Raw genomic sequence first — 15185 nt, 5'->3', positions numbered from 1 at the left:
CGCCTCCGGCGCCCTCGTCCAGCAGAACTCCTGCGACTCGGTCGCCACCAAACAGTGGACCCTCCAGCCCACCGGCTCCATCCCGAGCGGGACGCCCACCAGCACCCCGACCTCCACCCCCACGGGCGGCCCCACCACTCCGCCCACCACCGGGCTGGTCGGCTGGGCGACGCAGGGCGGCGGCACCAGCGGCGGTGCCGGCGGCCCGGCGACGACGGTCACCTCGCTGACCGCGCTCACCGCCGCCGTGAAGGGTGACACCGCGAAGACCGTCCAGATCAACGGCAACTTCACCTGCTCCGAGGACGTACGGGTGGGCGGCAACACCACCCTCGTCGGGGTCGGCGCGAACTCCGGGCTGACCGGCTGCGGCGTCAACATCCGCGACGTCTCCAACGTCATCGTGCGGAACCTGAAGATCTCCAAGGTCCCGGCCGGCAACGGCAACGGCGACGCGATCCACCTCGACAACGCCAAACGGGTGTGGCTCGACCACAACGACCTGTCGAGCGACACGAGCCACGGCACCGACTACTACGACGGCCTGCTCGACATCACGCACGGCTCCGACTACGTCACCGTGTCCTGGAACAAACTCCACGACCACGTCAAGTGCTCACTCGTCGGCCACAGCGACAGCAACGGCTCCGAGGACACCGGGCACCTGCGGGTGACATACCACCACAACGCGTTCCAGACCTGCGCCCAGCGCAACCCGAGAGTGCGCTTCGGCAACCCGGTCCACGTGTTCAGCAACTACTACTACAAGAACCCGTCGTACACGGACTACAGCTACGGCATCGCCTCCACCTGCGGCGCCGGGGTGCTCGTCGAGGGCAACTACTTCGAGAACGTCGCCGAGCCCACGCACACCTCCGAAGGCTCCTCGCCGGGCGGCTCGATCGTCGCCCGCAACAACTACCTCGTGAACTCCGGCACGCCGCAGACCTCCGGCAGCGTCGCCTCCATCCCGTACTCGTACACGGTCGACAACCCGAGCGGCGTGAAGGCGAACGTCCTCGCCAACGCCGGCACCGGCAGGATCTAGTTCCAGACGCGCAGGAGGCCGCGGCCACCCCGCCGCGACCTCCGTCACGCCTGTCCGCGCCCCACCGGCCGCTGGTGCTTCGAGGCCCGGTACGCCTCAACGGACTTGCGTGAGGGGCCTCCTCATGCCAGATGTCGTCCCAGCTCCTGGGCCTCCCGCGGGTTGGGCAAGCCGCCGAGCCGGTCGTTGAGTTCGGCGAGCGCCATGCCCAGACGTGCGTATACCGTGGTCCGGCTCGGCCTGCCTCTGCCCGCCACCTGGCAGCCTCTTCCATTTTGATAAGCCTCACCAGCAGCTAATTGAACTTATCAAGCCGCTACCCATTGCGGTGGCAGGGTTGCACAAAGTGACGAGCACCGGACTGGATCGTCGGCCCGTCGGCGCGGTCAGGGCGGCGGTAACGACCGGTCAGAGCTCCCCTAAGATCAACCGTCATGATTTCGGACAGGTTTTCTGTAAGCCGGAGGAACACCCTGCGCCTGCTGGCGGGCGGCGCCGCGGCGGGGCTCGCCGCCGGGCTGCCCGCGTCGCCGGCGGGCGCGGCGGCCCGCGTGTGGAGCGTCACCGGCCGCGGCGCGACGTCGCTGAAGCCCTTCGACGACACGCTGAAGCGCTTCATGCAGGCACGGACGATCCCGCACGCGTCCCTCGCCGTGGTCCGCAAGGGCAAGCTGGTGCTCGCCCGGGGCTACAACTGGACGGCGGACACCTCGTTCGCGGCCGGCCCCACCTCGCTGTTCCGCGTCGCGAGCCTGAGCAAGCCGATCACCGCCGCCGCGGTGCTGAAGCTGGCGCAGGACGGCAAGCTCAGCCTCTCGGCCAAGGTCGCGCCGCTGCTGAGGCTGAGCACGGCCGCCGATCCGCGCCTCGCCGCCGTGACCGTGACCCACCTGCTCCAGCACCTCGGCGGGTGGGACTCCGAGGTTTCGGGCGACCCGATGTTCAGGGACCGGGTCATCGCGGCGGCGCTCGGCGTCCCGCTGCCGATCACGCAGGCGCAGATCATCGCGCACACGTCCGGTCTCAAGCTCGACCACGCCCCCGGCACGACGTACGCGTACTCGAACTACGGATACGTCCTCCTTCAGAAGATCATCGAGAGGGTGAGCGGCGTCTCGTACGCGAGCTACGTCCAGAGCAAGGTGCTGACGCCCCTCAAGATCAAGCGGATGGCGCTGGGCAGGACCGCGAAGAGTCTCCGCAAGTCGGGCGAGGCACCGTATTTCTCGCAGTACACCGGCAAGAGCGTGATCGACACCTCGAACTCCGTGCTGCCCTTCCCCTACGGCGGGTTCAACCTGGAGAACATGGCCGCCCACGGCGGCTGGCTCGCCACGGCCGTCGACCTGGCCAAGTTCACCACCCTCTTCGACGCGGCCGGCGTGCTGACCTCGGCGTCGATCTCCAAGGCGTTCGCCAAGCCGTCGATCGGGGTCAACTCCGACGGCTGGTACTACGGCCTCGGCTGGCAGGTCCGCCCGGTCACCGGGGGCCGCAACACCTGGCACACGGGGTCGCTGGCCGGCACCTCCACGCTCATGGTCCGGCGCTACGACGGACTGAGCTGGGTGGTGCTGTTCGACCAGCGCGACGACGCCTCGGGACTGAACTACGGGGACATCGACGCCCTTCTCCACACCGCCGCGAACTCGGTGAAGTCGTGGCCCACCACCAGCCTCTTCTCCGCGTACGGTCTGTGAATGTGGACGACGTGTGGGACCTCGTGGTGGTGGGCGCCGGACCGGCGGGCTCCGCCGCCGCGCTGCGGGCCAGGCAGCTCGACCCCGGCTGCCGGGTGCTGCTGCTCGACCGGGCGGCCTTCCCGCGGGACAAGCCCTGCGGCGACGGCATCGCGGCGCACGCGCGGCAGGAGCTCGCGCTGCTCGGCCTGCCCGATCTCCTCTCCGACCACCGGCCCACACCGCGCCTGGCGGTGACGTCGCCCGGCGGGGTCCGGGTCTCGGCCGCGGTCGCGCGGCCCAACCACGTGGTTCCCCGCCGGGTCTTCGACGCCCGGCTGGTCGAGGCCGCCGCGGCGCGCGGCGTGGAGGTATGCCGCCACCGGGTGCGCACGCTGGCCGTCCGCGACGGGCTGGTCGTGCTCGACGGCGAGGTGGCGGCGCGGGTGGTCGTCGCCGCCGACGGCGCCAACTCGGCCGTACGGCGGCTGATCGGCGTCCCGCCGAGCCCGGACCGGCACACCGCCATCGCGGTGCGCGGGTACGCCGACGTGCCGCCGGACGACGACGTGCAGGTCATCGTCATGCGGAGCGAGGGCTGGCCGGCCTACGCCTGGTCGTTCCCGGTGGGCGACGGCACGGCCAACGTCGGCTACGGGCTGCTGCTGCCGATGCTGAGACAGACCGGCCGGCCGGGGCGCGAGATCCTGCACGGGCGGCTGGACCGGCTGCTGCCCCTGCTCGGCGAGATCAGGTCGCCCGTCCGCGACCTGCGGGCCCACCATCTGCCGCTGTCGAGCGGGCGGCCGGTGCCGGGGGCGGGCCGGGTGCTGCTGGCGGGCGACGCGGCGAGCCTTGTCAATCCGCTGACCGGCGAGGGCATCTACTACGCACTGCTGTCGGGGCGGCTCGCCGCCGAGGCCGCGACCGGCTCGCCGGCGGACCCGCTGCGGGCCTACCGGCGGGCCCTGCGCCGGGCGCTCGGGCGGCACCTGCGCACCACCGACGTGCTCTCCCTGGCCGCCCGCTCCCCCGGCTTCATCGACGCGGCGATCTCGGTGGCCGCCCGCCGCACCGAGGTGTTCGACCTGCTCGTGGACGTCGGGCTCGGCGCGGGCACGGTGCCGCCCCGCCTGGCCGGCGCGGTCGCCCTCCGCTGGCTTCGAGACCTCACCTGAGCCGGTTCGCTCAGGCGGACGCCCAGAGGTCCTTGTCCGCGTCACCGGCGGCCTGGGGACCCATGAGGCCGAGCCCTCCGTCCACGAAGACCGACGCGCCGGTGACGTACGACGAGGCCGGGCCGGCCAGGAAGGCGATCACCTGGGCGACCTCGCGGGCGTCACCGGGCCTGCCCAGTGGATAGCCGGGCCGGGTGCCGGGCCGAGGCGGCCGGTCCTCCTGGCCGGTCATCGGAGTCGCGATCTCTCCGGGGGCCACGGTGTTGACCGTGATGCCGTGCCTGGCCAGCTCCAGCGCGAGCGTGCGGCTGAGCATCCGCAGGCCGCCCTTCGCCGCGCAGTACGGCCCCGCTCCCAGGCGGGGATACTCCTCGTGGACGCTCGTCACATTGATGATCCGCCCGCCCGCGCCGCGCTCGATCATCCGGCGGGCGGCGCGCTGGGAGCACAGGAACGGCCCGTCCAGGTCGACCGCCACCACCTCTCGCCACCGGTCGTACCCGATGTCGAGCAGCGGCTCGGCCGTTCCGGTGCCCGCGTTGTTCACCAGCACGCCGAGGCCGCCTAGTTCGCCGGCGAGTTCGTCGATCACCTCGGCGGCGGTGACGGGGTCGGTGAGGTCGTGCCGCCGGACGGCCGCGCGGCGGCCCTGCTCCACCACCTGCCCGGCCGTCTCCCGCGCGCCCTTCTCGTCCTGGTGGTAGGTGACGCCGACGTCGAACCCGTGCGCGGCGAGCGCCACCGCGGTGGCCCGCCCGATCCCCGAGTCGGCTCCGGTGACGATCGCCACCTTGTCGTAGTCGAAGCGCGAGATCGGCGCCGTCGCCTCGCTCATGGGCCTCCCCCTCCGTGGGCGTACGGCGTACCCGGGAGGCCCTCCTTCACACGCCCCTTCAGCCGCGGCGGGCGCGGGCCAGGGCGGCCAGGCGCACCTTCTGCTCGGGGGTGAGCCGGGCCAGCCGCTCGCGCGGGACCGGCCGCCGCAGGATCTCGTCCGCGCCGATCAGGGCCTCCGCGTGGTCGGCGGCGACCCGTACGCCGTCCTCCGACGCGGCGTCGGCCGCGAGCGGGGCGATCCGCTCGCGGTACCCGTCGTCGGCGAGGGCACGGGCGAGCAGCCCGGCGGCGCGTTCCTCGTCCCAGTGGGAAACGGGCAGCCACTCCGCCACACCCGCGCGGTCGAGCCGCTCCGCGTTGTCGGGGCGGTCGACTCCGTGGGCGAGCAGCACCTGCGGGGTCGACGATGCCAGCGCCCGGGCGAGCGTGCCGATCCCGCCGTGGTGGACGACGGCCGCGACACGAGGCATGAACGAGGCGAACGGCGCCGAGGGCACCCACTCCACCCCGTCGGGCAGCGACTCCGGCTGGAACGTCGGGTGCCGGTTCACCAGCAGGGCCCGCCTCCCGATCCGCTGGCACGCGGCGGCCGCCACCTCGTAGAACCGGTCGTGCAGCACCTGGCCGGTGCCACCGGTGATCAGCACGGGCGGCTCGGCCCAGTCGGGGACCGGCCCCTCCGCCGTGTCGCCGAGCACGAACCCGCAGCGCACGGCGTTCGCGGGCGCCGGCTGGCCCGCGGCGTCGAACCACTCCGGCCACAGCACTAGCTGGACCGGGGCGTTGTTCAGGTAGGCGGCCCAGTCGCGGACCGGGCGCAGACCGAACGTCCGGTAGACCTCGTCGTACCCCTCACCGAGCACGTGCCGGAAGAGGTTGGCGAGGACCGGCAGCGAGACGTACTGGTGGGGCGTGACGGACGCCAGCGCCACCGGGACCCCGTGCAGCTCGGCGGCCATCAGCGCGGCGATGCCCGAGGTGTGCCGGGCCACCACCACCGTCTCCCCCGGCCGGTAGTGCGCCTCGATCATGCGCACCTCCTCGACCAGCAGCTCGAAGAGGCCGTTGCGCCGGTAGAGCCGGAGCACGCCGTCCGGGTCCTTCAGCGGGTCGAGCATGTAGCGCCGGGCGTCGTCCAGGTGCCGGTCGTAGCCCTCCGCGGTGTCGATCGGCAGGTGCCGCAGGCCCGCGGCCGCTATCCGGTCGGCGAACCAGGAGTGTGTGAGCACGGTGACCTCGTGGCCGCGCTCCGCCAGCTCACGCCCGATCCGTATGAAGGGGAGCACGTCGCCGTTCGTGCCGTGGGTGCTCAGCAGCATCGTGGCCATGCGGATCAGCCGTTCCCCGATTCGAGCCCTGATTCGAGCAGGGCGTCGATCTCCTCGTCCGACAGGCCCGCGAGCTCGTCGAGCAGCCCGGCCAGCTCCTCGTCGCCGGTCTCGGCGAGCTGCCGCTCCTCGATCACCTTGGCGACCTCGGCGATGGTGAACGAGGTGGTGTAGAGGGTGTCGAAGGGCAGCTCGACCCCGAACTCGGCGCGCACCCGCGCCATGAACTGCACGAGCCGCAACGAGTGGCCGCCCAGCTCGAAGAAGCCGTCGTTCACCGAGGTGGGCGGCTTGTCGAGCAGCTCCGCCCACCACCGCATGACGGTCGCCTCGACGGGCGTCGCCCCGGCCGCCTCGGTCGCCGGGCGCGCGGCCCGCATCGCGTCCAGGATCTCCTCGGGGCGGGTGAGCCGGGTCGCGATCCGCTCGACGGCCGCCCATCCGGCGGGTACGGCCGTCGGATCGATCCGGACGGGCCCCGCTGCCCTCTCCTCAGCAGGGTCCGATGGGTGGACAGGTGGGTGGACGGGTGAGTGGACGACGGCCGCGGCGTCGGCCGCGGCGAGGACGTACCACGCCGCCTCCTCGCCGTACGGCTCGGCGGTGGCGGGCAGGGCGGCGAGGAAGTCCCTGGCGGGCTGGTTGCGCTCGGTCGCCCGGAACGACAGCGCGACCCGGGCCAGCCCGCGGTCGCGCGCGAGCGCGCCCAGGTGGGCGAGCATGCGGTGCTCGACCCCGCGCCCGAGCGCGCGGCAGCTCAGCAGGAACGCGCCGGCGCGCAGCGTGTCCCCGTCCGTCCGCACGTCGGTGAGGCCGACGACGCCGTAGTCGCCGAACCGGTCGCTGACGTCCACGACGAACGTCTCGTCGCCGTCCAGACGCCGGGTTCCCGAGAGGTTGAACTGGTTGGTCCGCTCGGCGAGCTGGGCGGCCCGCGCCTCGTGTGCGGGGCCGGCCGGGGTGATCGTCACCCGCAGGTCGAGCGTGGCGAAGAAGTCGGCGAGGGACATCTCGCCCCTGGCCTGCTCGCGCCGCCGTTCCTCCTGGTAGCGCCGGGTGCGCTCGCGGTCGGCTTCGGTGACCGCGGCGAGGTCGAGCGGCCAGCAGTGCCGCAGGAAGGCCGCCGCCTCCGCGGCGCGGGGCGGCATCTGGAGGGTCAGCACCTCGGGGCAGCCGGCCCGGACCTCGGCGCACTCGACCGGGCTGTCGTCGAGGAAGACGAAGGAGTCGAGCCCGAGGTTCAGCTCGTCGGCCAGCGAGCGCAGGGCCTGCGACTTGGCCTCCCAGCCGACGCGCATCGCCGTGACGTCGTCCAGGCCGAACGGCAGCCCAGGATGCCGGGCGAAGACCTCGCGGACGTCCTTCTCCTCGTTCTTGCTGCACAGGCACAGCAGCCGGCCCGCCGCGACCTGCCGGGCCAGCTCCCGCCAGATCTCCTCGTGCTCGGGGCCGATCACGACGCCGTCCGGGCCGTCCTCGCCGACCACGCCGTCCCACAGCGTGCCGTCGCAGTCGGCGACGACGACCTTGGGACGCGGGGTGGTCACGGCCTGCAGGCGGCGCACGACCGCCGCGGCGAGCGCGGCGAAGTAGTGGTCGGTGTAGGGGACGTTGCCGGTCCGGTCGGCGAACGCGTCGTGGACGGCCTCCGGGTCCGCCGGCTCGTACGGCTCGGCCGAGGTGAGCACGGCGACCGCGCGGTCGTCCTCCAGCGTCTGGGCCAGCCTGGCGGTCAGGCGCGCGTGGGCGCCGGTCGAGCCGTGTTCGGGCGAGGCTGGGCAGACGGCGACGAGGTGGGGGGTGCCCGCCGCGGCCGCCGACGTCCGGAGCGCGGTGGCCAGGTCGTCCGCGGCGGCGTCGAGAGCGGCCCAGTCCCCGCCGGCCGCATCCGCCACGCCGGCCGTGAGGTCTTCGGCGCGGACGAGGACGACCACGGCGCCGGCCCGGCCGAGCACGCTGCCCGGGTCGAGCAGCGAGGGGAAGACCTGGTCGTACGGAGCGAAGGCGACGTCCCCCTCGGTCCCCAGCTCGGCGAGCCAGAATCTCAGGGCGTCCCCGAGCGGCTCGGCGGTGAAGGTCGCGGCGACCCCCAAAGCGATCTTGCTCACTGCGGATCCCCTCTCAGCCGGAGACGGCTTGGAAGTCGGAGACGGCTTTCGGTCGGCCGTGCTCTCAGTCGGACGGGGCGTTCAGTCGGACATGGCGACGAGGACGCGGCGGGAGCCGGTGAAGGGCCGGCGGCCGTGACCGACGAGCACGTTGTCGATCAGCAGCAGGTCGCCACTCCGCCAGTCGACGTCAACCGCGTTGTCCAGGCCCCGGTCGCGCGCCTGAATGACGTAGTCGCCGGGGATCGGCGCGCCGTCGGGGAACGTCACGGACTGCGGCAGCTCCTCCGGCGGCATGAGCTCGGCGAGCATCGCGGCGGTCTCGTCGCCGAGCGAGGCGGGGTGCCACTGGTCGGCCTGGTTGAACCACACCTCGGCCCCGGTCACGGGGTGCCGGGTGGTGGACGGCCTGATCTGCGAGACCCGCACGCCGCCGTCGGGCCGCCACTGCCAGTCGGCTCCGATGCCGTCGAGGAACTCGGCCACCTGGTCGCGGTCCTCGGTCTCGAACGTCTCCTGCCAGCTCTTGCCGAGCCCCCGGCCGGCGTGCAGGTTCTGGGTGTAGCGCACGCCCTTGGCGAAGGCCTCCCTGACCTCGTCGTCGAGCGACTCCAGCCAGCGCACGCCGTCCACCACCGGGGTGGCCCCACCGGTCTCGGCCGCCTTCTCGCAGAAGAACAGCAGCCGGGAGGGCCAGGTGGCGGAGTACGACAACTCGTTGTGCATCGAGATCGTGTACTCGGGCGGGTACTCGGTGGAGGTGTAGACGTTGCCGCCGACCTTGGTGCGGGGCGAGTTGCCGTGGACGTACGCCAGCCGGTTGGGCAGGAGCATGTCCATGACCGGGTCCAGAGTCTCGGGCGTGACGCCGAAACCCCGGAAGACGAGGGCCTTCTCCCGTACGAGCAGATCGCCCACGTCCAGCCCGCGCAGGCGCTCGACCAGCCCTTCGGGAGTGGCGGGGCCGTCCGGGTTTATCTCCAGGGGCGTCCAGCCGTCGTTCATGCGTCCTCCTGCTGAGCGATATCCGGCCGTGATCGGCCACGACGACAAGTCGAATTGAGGAGGCAGGCGGGCCCTCGAATAGGCGGCGCCCCTGCGGAAATTCATTCCGGCGGCCAACATAGAACCCCGATAGGGTGCCGCGCAAGAAACAAGTTCCAGGCCTTTTCCGACCACCTCAGTCAGGTTATTCGACACCTCGCTGTAGCACTCGGCAAGGCCTGTGCGGCCGAACCTTCCCTCGTCTGCGCATGATCACGGAAGGTCGATTTCCTCTTACCGAATGTGGCCAACGGCAGGTCAATGTAAGGCTTGCGTTACCAGGGTGTATCACGTATCGTAATAATCCTTTCGTGGGAGCGCTCCCATTCCTCCCGCCGCCAAAAGTGGCGAGATACGCGGCGACCCCTGCGGAATTCAACGTTCAAGCGTTTCTCGATCAACCACTTTTCCGTCTGGTCAGTTGGCGCCTGCGCATTTGTGCGCAGAGAGGAGAACGCTCGGTGACGATAACGCCGACGACTGACAACGAGCATCTAATAGCGTCGCTTTCCCCACGCAGGCAGGAGGCGCTGCGCCGGCTGCTCGCCGCCCGGGCGGCCGCCGCGGACGCGATCACGCCGCGCGGCGCGGGGCCCGCCCCCTGCTCCTACGAGCAGGCCCAGATGTGGCTCGGCGCCCGTTTCGCCGAAGGCGCCCCGGCGCCGAACGCCACGATCGGCCTGCGGCTCGCCGGCCCGCTCGACGTCCGGGCGCTGACCATCGCCCTGGACACCCTGGTCGAACGCCACGAGATCCTGCGTACGGTCTACGAGGGCGACGGGCCCGAACCCCGGCAGGTCGTCCTCGACCCCGGGCCCGCGCCTCTCGACGTCGTCGACCTGCGCGACCTGCCCGAGTCCGAACGGGAGGAGCGGGCCCACGAGATCACGTCCCGGGCCGCGGTCGAGCGCTTCGACCTGGAGACCGGACCGGTCCACCGCACGACGCTGGTCCAGTTGGGCGACGAGGACCACGTGCTGATGTTCGTCTGCCACCACATCGCCTGCGACGGGTGGTCGGTCGGCATCATCGTGGACGAGCTCACCACCGTGTACGCCGCCGCCCACGAGGGCCGCCCCGCCGGGGTCGCCCCTCCCCCGCTCCAGTACGCCGACTACGCGGCCTGGTCCCGGCGTGAGCTGACCGGTGAGCGGCGGGAACGGCGGCTCGCCTACTGGCGCGACCGGCTCGACGGCGCCGCCTCCGTCGAACTGCCGATCGCCAGAACCGACCAGGCCGTCCCCGAGGGCAGGCGGAGCGACTGCCACCTGTTCACGCTGCCGGAGGAGGTCCTGCGGGCGCTGCGTGAGGCGGGCGGCCCCGGGACCACGCCGTTCGTGGCCCTGCTCACGGTCTTCTCGATGGCGCTGGCCCGCTACACCGGCCAGGACGACCTGACGATCGCCACCGTCGACGGCGGGCGCCGCCGGGTGGAGCTGGAGCCCGTGCTCGGCTGCTTCGTCAACGCCCTCCCACTGCGCGCCGACCTGTCGGGCAACCCCTCCTTCCGCGAGGCCGCGGCGGGGGTGCGGCGCCGGCTCGGCGAGGCGCTCACCAACCACCTGCCGTTCTCCGAGCTGGCGGGGGCGCTGCGCGACCGGGACGCCCGCAACTTCTCGCTGTCGACCGTGGGCTTCTCGCTGCGGGTCTTCCGCGACCAGCGCGGGCGCTGGCCGGGGCTGGAGGCGTCGGTCTGGGCGCACGAGGTCGACGACTTCACCTACGACCTCGCGCTGCTGGTGCACCTGAACGGCGGCGGCGACCCCGAGCTCTACCTGACCTACCAGAAGGACCGGTTCGACGCGGACGCGGTCGCCCGGCTCGCCGGGCACTACCGCGCGCTGGCCGAGCGGATCGCCGCCGCCCCGGACACCCCGCTCGCCGACCTGGACCTGCTGACCGACGCCGAACGCGACCTCGCGCTGGGCGCCTGGAACGACTCGGCCCGGCCGTACCCGGACGTGGCCCTGCCCGAGCTGCTGGAGCGGCACGCGGACTCCGACGCGGTCGCGGTCGCGTTCGAGGACCGCACCACGACGTACGCCGAGCTGCACGCCCGCGCCAACCAGGTCGCCCACCTGCTGCGCGAGCGGGGCATCGGGCCCGAGGACACGGTGGGCGTGCTGCTCGACCGGAGCCCGGAGCTGATCGCCTGCCTGCTCGGCGTGTGGAAGGCCGGCGCGGCGTACCTGCCGATGGATCCCAAGTTCCCCGCGCAGCGCGTCTCGGACATGCTGTCGATCGCCGCGACCCCGCTGGTCCTGACCTCAGCGGGGTACGCGCACCTGTTCGACGGCGTCGACGCGCTGGACGACGTGGTCGACGTGGGGAGCGGCGTGCTCGACGGCCTGCCCGCGGACCCGGTGGGCGTGCCGTACGACATCGACCGGCTGGCGTACGTGATCTTCACCTCGGGGTCGACCGGGAAGCCGAAGGGCGTGCAGGTCACCCACCGCGGCCTGGTGAACCACGTGTGGTGGGCCGTGGAGGACCTGGCGAGTCAGGGCGACGGCGGGGCGCCGCTGTTCGGCTCGGTGGCGTTCGACCTCGTGGTCCCCAACCTGTGGGCGCCGCTCGTCACCGGCCAGCGGGTCACCGTGCTGGCCCAGGACTTCGACATGGGCGAGCTGGGCGCGCTGCTCGTCGCGGGCGGGCCGTACAGCTTCATCAAGTGCACGCCCGGGCATCTGGAGGTGCTCGGCCACCAGATCGACGCCCGGCAGGCCGAGGCGCTCGCCGGCACGATCGTCGTGGCGGGCGAGGCGCTGCCCGGGTCGATGGCCAACCGGTGGATGGAGATGCTCGGCCCGGGGCGGCTCGTCAACGAGTACGGCCCCACCGAGGCGTCGGTCGGCACCTGTATCTACCCGGTCCGGGACGCCCAGCTCGTGGAGGTCGTGCCGATCGGGCGTCCGCTGCCCAACATGCGGATGTACGTCCTCGGCCCGAACCGGCGGCTGCAGCCGGTCGGCGTGCCGGGTGAGCTGTACGTCGGCGGCGTGGGCGTCACCCGCGGCTACCTGAACCGGCCCGACCTCACCGAGGAGCGGTTCCTGGCCGATCCCTTCGTGCCGGGCGGGCGGATGTACCGCACCGGCGACCGGGTCGCCTGGGCCCGCGACGGGAACGTGGTCTTCCTCGGCCGCTTCGACGACCAGGTGAAGATCCGCGGCTACCGCATCGAGCTGGACGAGGTCAGGGCGGCGGTGCTCGACCACCCCGGCGTGCGGGACGCGGTCGTCGTCGTGCACGCGTTCACGCCCGAGGACAAGCGGCTCGTCGCCTACTACGTGCCCGAGGCGCAGGAGCCCGGAGACCTCGCGGACCACTGCGCGGCGCGGCTGCCGGAGTACATGGTCCCGTCGATGTTCGTGCCGCTGGAGAGCATCCCGCTCAACGCGAACGGCAAGGTGGACCGCAAGGCGCTGCCCGACCCGGTCGTCCGGGCGACGGAGGACCTGGCGGAGCCGGAGACCGAGACCGAGATCGTGGTGGCCGGGGTCTGGCGGGAGGTCCTCGGCATCGAGGCCATCTCGATCGACAGCGACTTCAACGCGCTGGGCGGCCACTCGCTGCTGCTCATCCGCATGGTCGCCAAGCTGCGCCAGGCGCTGCCCTCCGACGGCTACCAGGTGACCGTGCTCGACGCGATCGCCAACCGCACCGTACGGGAGCTGGCCGCACTGATCGACAGGGCCAACGGCACCCCGGAGGGCGCCGCGGGCGAGGGCGCGCGGGGGCTGCTGGTCGAGCTGACCCGGCCGGTGAAGACGCCGACGCTGTCGCTGGTCTGCATCCCGTACGGCGGGGCCAGCGCGATGGTCTACCAGCCGCTGGCCGACGCGCTGCCGGCCGGGCACTCGCTGTTCTCGGTCGCCCTGCCGGGCCACGAGCTCGGGGTCGAGGAGAGCCCGATCCCGTTCCACGAGGCCGCGCAGCGGGTCTGCGACGAGGTCGTCGAGCGGGTGCGCGGCCCGGTCGCGCTGTACGGCCACTGCGTCGGCAGCGCGCTGACCGCCGAGATCGCCCGCAGGCTGGAGGCGGCGGGGCGGCGCGTCGAGGCCGTCTACACGGGCGGCAGCTTCCCGTTCGCCACCCCCACGAAGGGCCTGAACGGCCTGCTCGGCCGGATCTTCCGCAGCAAGGCGCTGGACAACGCCAACGCGCACGCCAACTGGCTGCGCGCGATGGGCGCCGACCTGCAGGACCTCGACCCCGAGCAGGTCGACCACATCATCAGCACGATGCGGGTGGACGCGCGGGCCGGTGAGGACTATTTCAGCGAGCTGGTCGAGCAGCAGAGCCCGCAGCTACGCGCCCCGGTGATCTCCATCGTGGGCGACCGCGACGCGCTGACCGACTTCTACGAGGAGCGCTACCGCGACTGGCACTGCGTCTCCGAGACCACCGCGCTGGTCGTGATGGCCGAGGCCGGGCACTACTTCCTCCGGTACCGCACCGAGGAGCTGGCCGCGATCGTCACCACCGCGCACACCTCCGTGGACCGTCCCGAGGAGTGGCACGTCCCGGCGCCCGGTGACACGGCCACCTGGTGGCGGGAGGCCGTCTCGTCCGACCGGAAGGCCGTAACGGACGGGCCGCAGCCCAGCCTCGGCCGGTTCTTCACGGTGGCGACCGGCCAGATCGTCTCGATGATCGGCGCGGTGATGACCGAGTTCGCCGTGCCGATCTGGGCGTACCTGAAGAACGGCTCGCTGGTGCAGTTCGGCCTGTTCGCCATCGTCGGGCTGGTGCCGGGGCTGATCCTCGCCCCGCTGATCGGCGCGCTGGTCGACCGGTACGACCGCAAACGGGCGATGCTGGTGGCCGACGGCATGTCCCTCGCCGTACAGGCCGGGCTGCTCGCGCTGATGGTCTCCGACACCCTGAACATGCCGCTGCTGTACGGCCTGCTGGTGCTGCTCTCCATATCGGTGACCCTGCAACGGGTGGCCTGGCAGTCGGCGGGCCCGCAGCTCGCGCCCAAGGCCTACCTGCACCACGTGGGAGGGGTCGTCCAGCTCGGCAACGCCGTGGCCCAGCTGATGGTGCCGCTGTTCTCCGTCGCCGTGCTGGCGCTGATCGGCATCGAGGGCATCCTCACGGCCAACGTGGTCTGTTACGCGGCCGCGTTCACGGTGACCCTGCTGGTGCGCTTCCCGGCCAGCATGGCCTGGCGGCGCCGGGAGACCGTCTCCGCCGAGATCCGCAACGGCTTCCGCTACCTGCTCCGGCGGCGGGGCCTGCGGGCGATGGCCTTCACGATGTTCATCGTGAACTTCTTCCTGTTCACCGGGTTCATCATGATCCCGCCGCTGGTGCTGTCGGTCGGCGAGCTGGCCGACACCGGGCGGGTCGCGCTGCTCGCGGGCATCGGGGCGGTCTGCGGCGGCCTGGTCATCACGCTGTGGGGCGGCCCGCGCGACCGCCGGATGTTCGGCATGCTGGCCGCCGCCGGAGTGCTCGGGATCTTCTGCGCCATCGCCGGTCTGCGGCCGTCGCTCATCCTGATCACGCTCGGCGCGTTCGGCATGTCGCTGATGATGACGATCAGCGACGGCATCTGGCTGACGATCATCCACTCGAAGGTGCCGCAGCGTTACCACGCCCGCGTCATCTCGATCAACCGGATGCTCGCGCTGTCGACCCAGCCGGTCGGGCTGGCCGTACAGGCCTGGCTGGTGGGGCTGGTCTTCGAGCCGCTGATGCGGCCGGACGGCGCGCTGGCCGGCTCGGTCGGCAAGGTCCTCGGGGTCGGCGAGGGGCGTGGGATCGGCCTGCTGTACGTGGTCTGCGGGCTGGCCATCGCCCTCACGATCACGATCGCCCTGCGTCACCCGGCGCTGGCGCGGTTCGACCAGGAGACCCCGGACGCCGAGCCCGACGACCTGGTCGGCCTGGAGGCGCTGCGCACCCGCGCCGAGGCGCCGCCCGCGGCGGTCGAGGTCAAGGCCTGACGAAGA

At 72.2% G+C, this 15185-nt stretch carries 8 protein-coding genes; 4 read left to right on the top strand and 4 right to left on the bottom strand.

The genetic code is table 11. The annotated features are described in order from the left end of the window. The 3 genes from FED44_RS31485 to FED44_RS31470 form a co-directional block, all read left to right on the top strand. Positions 1 to 1048: pectate lyase family protein (locus tag FED44_RS31485; RefSeq protein ID WP_208759276.1), on the top strand; the 1048-nt coding region annotated here is incomplete at its 5' end. Between the two features lie 434 nt (positions 1049 to 1482). After that, entirely contained in the window at positions 1483 to 2748 is a 1266-nt protein-coding gene (locus FED44_RS31475) for a serine hydrolase domain-containing protein (RefSeq protein WP_138462944.1), read from the top strand. Between the two features lie 2 nt (positions 2749 to 2750). Next, positions 2751 to 3905 carry an NAD(P)/FAD-dependent oxidoreductase gene (locus FED44_RS31470; RefSeq protein ID WP_244302437.1) on the top strand — a complete coding sequence of 385 codons (1155 nt, stop codon included), beginning with the start codon at positions 2751 to 2753 and terminating at the stop codon, positions 3903 to 3905. 10 nt (positions 3906 to 3915) lie between these two features. On the opposite strand, the gene FED44_RS31465 is transcribed toward FED44_RS31470, so the two are convergent. The 4 genes from FED44_RS31465 to FED44_RS31450 form a co-directional block, all read right to left on the bottom strand. Next, positions 3916 to 4740, bottom strand: a complete 825-nt coding sequence (locus FED44_RS31465) for an SDR family oxidoreductase (protein WP_138462943.1) — start codon at positions 4738 to 4740, stop codon at positions 3916 to 3918. A gap of 58 nt (positions 4741 to 4798) precedes the next feature. Further along, positions 4799 to 6070: a glycosyltransferase gene (locus FED44_RS31460; RefSeq protein ID WP_111699261.1), complete on the bottom strand. Its 1272-nt coding sequence runs from the start codon at positions 6068 to 6070 to the stop codon at positions 4799 to 4801. A 5-nt stretch (positions 6071 to 6075) separates the two neighbouring features. Continuing rightward, complete coding sequence (locus FED44_RS31455) at positions 6076 to 8178, bottom strand: HAD-IIIC family phosphatase (protein WP_138462942.1); 2103 nt, start codon at positions 8176 to 8178, stop codon at positions 6076 to 6078. Between the two features lie 81 nt (positions 8179 to 8259). Then, positions 8260 to 9183, bottom strand: coding sequence for a TauD/TfdA family dioxygenase (locus FED44_RS31450; protein WP_111699263.1), 924 nt, complete (start codon positions 9181 to 9183; stop codon positions 8260 to 8262). Between the two features lie 500 nt (positions 9184 to 9683). Here FED44_RS31450 and FED44_RS31445 point away from each other — a divergent pair, with 500 nt between their 5' ends. Beyond that, on the top strand, positions 9684 to 15179 hold the full coding sequence (locus FED44_RS31445) for a non-ribosomal peptide synthetase/MFS transporter (protein ID WP_167521641.1): 5496 nt from the start codon (positions 9684 to 9686) through the stop codon (positions 15177 to 15179). The last annotated feature ends 6 nt before the right edge of the window (positions 15180 to 15185 follow it).

It is taken from the genome of Microbispora triticiradicis, assembly GCF_005864065.1.
GTDB classification, from domain to species: Bacteria; Actinomycetota; Actinomycetes; order Streptosporangiales; family Streptosporangiaceae; genus Microbispora; species Microbispora triticiradicis.
The sequence above is the reverse complement of the archived record's forward strand: the minus strand, read 5'-3'. Positions and strand labels throughout refer to the sequence as shown.

Bases quoted from the DNA above. Each gene is read 5' to 3' on its own strand.
- FED44_RS31450 (WP_111699263.1), bottom strand. From the start codon at position 9,183: ATGAACGACGGCTGGACGCCCCTGGAGATAAACCCGGACGGCCCCGCC.
- FED44_RS31475 (WP_138462944.1), top strand. From the start codon at position 1,483: ATGATTTCGGACAGGTTTTCTGTAAGCCGGAGGAACACCCTGCGCCTG.
- FED44_RS31460 (WP_111699261.1), bottom strand. From the start codon at position 6,070: ATGGCCACGATGCTGCTGAGCACCCACGGCACGAACGGCGACGTGCTC.
- FED44_RS31465 (WP_138462943.1), bottom strand. From the start codon at position 4,740: ATGAGCGAGGCGACGGCGCCGATCTCGCGCTTCGACTACGACAAGGTG.